Origin of the sequence: Laspinema olomoucense D3b, assembly GCF_025370785.1 — a bacterium.
Taxonomy (GTDB): Bacteria; Cyanobacteriota; Cyanobacteriia; order Cyanobacteriales; family Laspinemataceae; genus Laspinema; species Laspinema olomoucense.
Map to the genome: position 1 here is coordinate 36504 of NZ_JAMXFA010000014.1, position 6044 is coordinate 42547.

3 protein-coding genes are annotated in these 6044 nt (G+C 50.0%); 1 reads left to right on the top strand and 2 read right to left on the bottom strand.

All coding sequences use genetic code 11. From position 1 onward, the window contains the following. Both NG792_RS12225 and NG792_RS12230 read right to left on the bottom strand, forming a co-directional pair. Positions 1-1443: a hypothetical protein gene (locus NG792_RS12225; RefSeq protein WP_261235602.1), complete on the bottom strand. Its 1443-nt coding sequence runs from the start codon at positions 1441-1443 to the stop codon at positions 1-3. Between the two features lie 77 nt (positions 1444-1520). Continuing rightward, positions 1521-1982, bottom strand: coding sequence for a hypothetical protein (locus NG792_RS12230; RefSeq protein ID WP_261235603.1), 462 nt, complete (start codon positions 1980-1982; stop codon positions 1521-1523). A 137-nt stretch (positions 1983-2119) separates the two neighbouring features. Between NG792_RS12230 and NG792_RS12235 the strand changes: the two genes are divergently transcribed. Next, positions 2120-6044, top strand: a 3925-nt coding sequence (locus NG792_RS12235) for an nSTAND1 domain-containing NTPase (RefSeq protein ID WP_261235604.1), incomplete at its 3' end; no start/stop codon positions are given.

A 6044-nucleotide genomic window follows, 5' to 3' on the forward strand; every position in this document is an offset into this window, starting at 1 on the left:
TCATTGTTCCTTCTGCTTAATGCAGAAACTGGCGATCGCCATAAACAACAACCCAGCAGCGAGACTATATCCCAAGGAGAGAACGGGTGCATTCCAGGAGGCAGAAAGACTGGGATTGCTTTCTACCGAGGCGATCGCCTCCGTATCCGGGGTTACTTCCGTCGTCAGCACTTCCCCCGGGACAGTCACATAGGGAAACTGTGGCGAAAGGGAAGCAACGATCGCCGCTGCTGCTAAACCCCACCCAAAAATTGTGAGATTATTCTGGAACCGCCGTTCTTGCCTAGCGCGATCGACTTCTACCAACCCCCGAATCGTGGCGATCGCAAACTCCAACCGCTGTAAACCCGGGCTCAAATTTTCATAATCTTTTTCCACTTGGAGCAAATATTTCTCCGTGACAAGATTGCTAAAGTTCGCTAAAAATGCGATATCTGTAGGTTGAGTAGCAAATGCCGAAAACTCCTCCGATTTTAATTTTTTAGCAATGATTTCGCTGCGTTTTTTGTAGTTGTCCAGATTAATGGCGATCGTCCGCAATTGATACCCCAACTCATCCACATCAATCGTGTAATCCGAAACAATACTGCGAGCTTGATTGAGAATATCTTTCAGTTGACTTAAAGGTAAATTTTCATGCTCATTCCCGCGAATTTGTCTCAAACAATCTTGAATTGTGATATAATCTTGTTTCAGGTAGTGTTTCAGTTCCCGGGTCTGTCCATAAGCCCAAAGAATTTTAGCGCGATAGGCAAATAACCGCATCCAATCATACATCAACTCCGCCCCTGCTTTAGCTGCATTATCAGTCGGATACAGAATAATTATCACATGATGACTGTCAAAACACCGGGACTTAGATGCCGCAGAATCCTCGGATTTATTGACCGTTTCTTGCAGCAATAGCTTAAAAGAATCCAGTTCAAAAACCGTCCCCCCCAACAGGTGACCTTGACCCTGAAAATCATCCTGCCAATTCGCCCAAGGAAACAACGCATTATAACAAATTTGAGCCACATCTTTCGGATTTTGACCCGGGTGAGGCAATTGCCCATAAATCAACCAAGTTTGACCTAACGTTGCCGAAGTTTCGCGCAGACGACGATTGATTTCCGCCTTAATTTGTTTAATACATTTCGCCGGTTGTGCAGTCCGCTTATCCGATACCGAACAATCCAGCAACAGCCCATACATATCGCTCATCCGCACCGGGTAATAAAACCCTTCGTAACCGCTGAATTGGTAAAACTCGTCCTCTTTCGGTAAAAGTTCCTCATACTCCGATTCAAACCCCGAATCAAACTTGAGCCGATCATGTAAAGTTTCCGGCAGTTTTTGTTTGAAATTATCCCAATTTTCTTGCACTTTATCGGGATTGTCGCCCAACCCGTCGCGCAAATCATAGAGGAATAAATCAACCGTGGGATAAATGATATTGTTCATAGAATTGGATGGGAAAATTATCCCGCCATCTTCCGGTTTGCTCATTCAATATGGGGTAAGAAAACGGCTGGATTATCCTAAAATATCGGTGCTTGCGGTAATTCCCAATACTCCGCTAAACTCTCAATTTTTTTAACACTTTTATCCGGGCGATCGCGCGTCATCACCAGCCGACTCAAATTCACCAGTTCACAGGTCCGTTGATTCGGCTTTCCTTGCGGTCGATAACCTCTGCCGGTAAAGGCAAGACCGAGTAGCTCATCCACTCGGTTGGGCGACGGCAAACGCTGATAAAGTTCCTCCAGTTCCAGAGGCGCTAGTTTTGTCAACGCTTCTTGATAAAGTTGATTTAAAACAGGATTAGCCGAGGCAATTTCGTCGATATTAGTAATCAGGGTCAACTCCTCCTCCGGCGACCAATCGCCCAGAGTATCCCCCAGCTCATCTAAAGCATACAATTCATCATCCGTGAGGGCAGGTTCGAGGCGGTAGAGAGCCAGCAAAAAAGCGAGTAACGTTTTGTCAAGATTAGGTTCCATTGGGCGGGCAAGGGATTAAAATTACGATAAACATTGCAATGGGTCAGCCCCGGAACAGACGGGTTGGGTTTAGCCAACAAGCTAACCCTAGGGAGCATAAGGGCTGGCTAGTCTCATTTTAGCGTTAGTAGGGGAAAATGAAAAGAGCTTTAGTCGTCGGCATTAACTGCTATCTCAATTCCAACTTGGGAAGACTCAACACTCCTGCTAACGATGCCAATGCAGTAGCCCAACGACTGCACGAAATGGGCTTTGACGAAATCAGAGGGTTGCCCTCCCCACGCGGTGAAACAGGGTTATGGGTCGATCCAGGTCGAGATAGCAAGGTATCCAAGGATGAGTTAGAAAATGACATCGACTGGTTATTTGCGATCGAGGATAGCAGCAATATCCCCGAAGTTGCCCTCCTCTTTTTTGCCGGACATGGGTTGCGATATGTCAAAGGTAGAAAAAGCCAAGGCTTTTTAGCCACCAGTTCAGCTAATCCTAAAGAGTTCGATTCAAAGAAATGGGGTGTATCCCTAGTTGATTTCCGACAAATATTAGAACTGAGTCCCGTAACACAGCAAATCGTGATTTTGGACTGCTGTCATGCTGGAGAAGTCTTTAACTATAAGGAAGCGCAAGAAATTGACCCCGGAAAGTCAGAAATTGTGACTCGCTGTTTAATGTCAGCTTGTGCCGCGTCTCAATCCGCGTTTGAACCGATAGAAGGACAAGGAGAACACAGCTATTTTACCGCCACTTTATTGGAAGGGTTGCAACAACCCGGACTGATTAACACCGTCACCTTATCCGCGTATGTCAAGGCCAATTTTAAGTATAAGTTACAGAATTTAAGGCGGAATAATTCAAACAGCCAAGATTTCTACCAAGACCCGGACTGTAGAAACCGAGACGGCGAAATTCTCCTGATTGACCCAGAGGCCGAGCCCCTACCCTATACAGATATTATCGAGACAGGGTTTAATCCTTATAAAGGATTAGAGGCATTTCAAGAAGCCGATGCCCCATATTTCTTTGGTCGCAGCGAGTTAACGCGAGATTTAGTGAATTTGATTCACGACAAAACTTTTCTCGCAGTTTCTGGCAGTTCCGGCAGTGGTAAATCCTCCGTCGTCCGGGCCGGGTTAATTCCCGAATTAAAGAAAGGCAGCACCTTTTCCGAGACAGCAACCTGGAAAATTTATGAACCCTTTAAACCCGGAGACGACCCCCTCGGCAGTTTAGCGCAGGTCTTGGTGGATGAGAAGCTGTCCCTAGAACAAGTCAACGCCGAACTCGCCCAAGGTGCGAAAGGACTACAACGGCTGATTTCCCAGACTAAACGCCCTTGTGTATTAGTAGTCGATCAGTTCGAGGAACTGTTTACCCCACAATGTCCAAATGAGGCCCGTAAATCCTTTTTGGATTGCTTGTGCGGGGCGATCGCTGCCAACTCTTCCTCCCCCCTTACTAAGGGGGGTTGGGGGGGATCTCCCTCTCTGACTAAAACAGATGACGAAGAATCCTCCCTCCGGGTAGTCATCACCATCCGAGACGACTTTTTGGGCAAATGTGCCGAACATCCCCAACTGTTGAAACTGATTAACACCAATAAAACCAATAAAGAAATAGTTGGCCCTATGAACGAGGCGGAATTACGGGAAGCCATCAGCAAACCCATCCAAGAAGTCGGACGCTGGAAAATCCCCTCTGACCTACAAATCCAGATGCTGAAAGACGTACAGGCATCCCCCGGGAGTTTGCCCCTATTACAATATGTCCTCCAGCAAATGGTAGACCGCCTGTATAAATTTGGCCAACGGTTGACCGTCGAAAGCTATAAAGATATGGGCGGGGTCCAAGAAGCCCTACAAAGGCAAGCCGAGAAAGTCTATAAGTCCCTTAGCGACGACCAAAAGAAGATTGCCAAGAGCATCTTCCTCGAACTCACCCAACTGGTAGAAAGCACCACACCCACCGCCCGACAAGTCCGCAAATCCCAATTAACCGACTTACCCCCCTCCCCCAAACAGGTGGAAACCGTCCTCGACCAATTAGAAGCAGCGCGGTTAATCGTCACCCGGGAACTGCAAGCCAGAGGGAACAAAGCCGATAAAATCACCGTAGTGGATGTCGCCCACGAATCCCTGATGAGTAACTGGGAGCAATTAAAACAGTGGGTCAAGGACGAAAACCCCGAAGTCAAGCGCCAAAGAGACGACATCAAAAAGAAAGCGCAAGACTGGGAAGACAAAGGCAAACGCCGCGAGGGATTACTCAGGGGATTAGATTTAGTTGAGGTCGAGGTATTTGTGCGACGCTACGGGGAAACCTTTCCCCTCTCCGCCGTAGCGCAAGAGTTTGTGAGAAAAAGCATCCGCCACCAACGCACCACCCGCATTCTCAGTATTAGTGCCGTTGTTGCCGTGTTGACCTTGGTAACGGGACTCTGGCTAAATGCCCAACGCCAAGCCACCATTGCCAGCTTAGGGGAAAAAGCAGCCCGAGCCAAGAATTTGTTAACCACTAATGAACCTTTAGACGGCTTAGTTCTGATGATACAGGCAACGGGAGAGAGTCAAGGCAAATTGCAGCAGGTTCTCCGTCCTGTTCAAGATAGCTTGCTGAGTGGGATTCAAACTGTCCGAGAACAAAATTACCTTCAAGGATATCATGAGGGTCCGGTCACAGCAGTCTCCTTTAGTCCGGACGGGGAATATATTGTCAGTGGCAGTGTGGACAACACCCTGCGCTTGTGGAACGGCAAGGGGGAAGTAATCCACGAACTGCGCGGCCATCACGATGCGGTCACAGCCGTAGCCATCAGCCCCGATGGACAGACCATCGTCAGTGGCAGCGAGGACAACACCTTGCGCTTGTGGAACCGCCAGGGGGAACAAATTGGGATACTGCGAGGCCATCAGGATTCGGTCTATGCCGTGGCTATCAGCCCGGATGGGCAGACCATTGTCAGTGGCAGTGCTGACAACACCCTGCGCTTGTGGAACCGCCAGGGGGAACAAATTGGGGTAATGCGCGGCCATCAGGGTTCAGTCTATGCCGTAGCTATCAGCTCAGATGGTCAGACGATTGTCAGTGGCAGTGAGGACAGAAGTGTGAGCTTGTGGAACCGCCAAGGGGAGCAAATCCAGTTACTGCTCGGCCATGGTAATATGGTCAGCGCTGTCGCCATCAGCCCGGATGGGCAGACCATTGTCAGTGGCAGTGTGGACAACACCCTGCGCTTGTGGAACCGCCAGGGGGAGTCAATCGGGGTAATGCGCGGCCATCAGGGTTCAGTCTTGGCCGTGGCCTTCAGCCCGGATGGGCAGACCATTGTCAGTGGCAGTTTGGACAACACCCTGCGCTTGTGGAATCTCCAGGGGGAACAGATTGGGGTACTGCACGGCCATCAGCTTGGGGTCGATGCCGTGACTATCAGCCCGGATGGGCAAACGATTGTGAGTGGCAGCGGAGACAACACAGTGCGCTTGTGGAACCGCCAGGGGGAACAGATTGGGATACTGCGCGGCCATCAGCTTGGGGTCTTTGCCGTAGCCATCAGCGACGATGGGGAGACGATTGTCAGTGGCAGTAATGACAACACAGTGCGCTTGTGGAACCGCCAGGGGGAGTCAATCGGGGAACTGCGCGGCCTTCAGTATGGGGTCTTGGCCGTGGCCTTTAGCCCCGATGGACAGACGATTGTCACTGGCAGTAATGACAATACCGTGCGCTTGTGGAACCGCCAGGGGGAACAGATTGGGGAACTGCGCGGCCATCAGAGTTCGGTCAGGGCCGTCGCCTTCAGCCCCGACGGACAGACGATTGTCAGTGGCAGTTCGGACGACACCCTGCGCTTGTGGAACCGCCAGGGGGAACAAATTGGGGTACTGCGAGGCTATCAGGGTTTGGTCAATGTCGTAGCCATCAGCCCCGACGGACAGACGATTGTCAGTGGCAGTGCGGACAACATCGTGCGCTTGTGGAACCACCAGGGGGAAGTAATCCGCGAACTGCGCGGCCATCAGAATGTGGTCTTCGCCCTGGCCATCAGCAAAGATGGAAAGACGATTG

Bases quoted from the DNA above. Each gene is read 5' to 3' on its own strand.
- NG792_RS12230 (WP_261235603.1), bottom strand. From the start codon at position 1,982: ATGGAACCTAATCTTGACAAAACGTTACTCGCTTTTTTGCTGGCTCTC.
- NG792_RS12225 (WP_261235602.1), bottom strand. From the start codon at position 1,443: ATGAACAATATCATTTATCCCACGGTTGATTTATTCCTCTATGATTTG.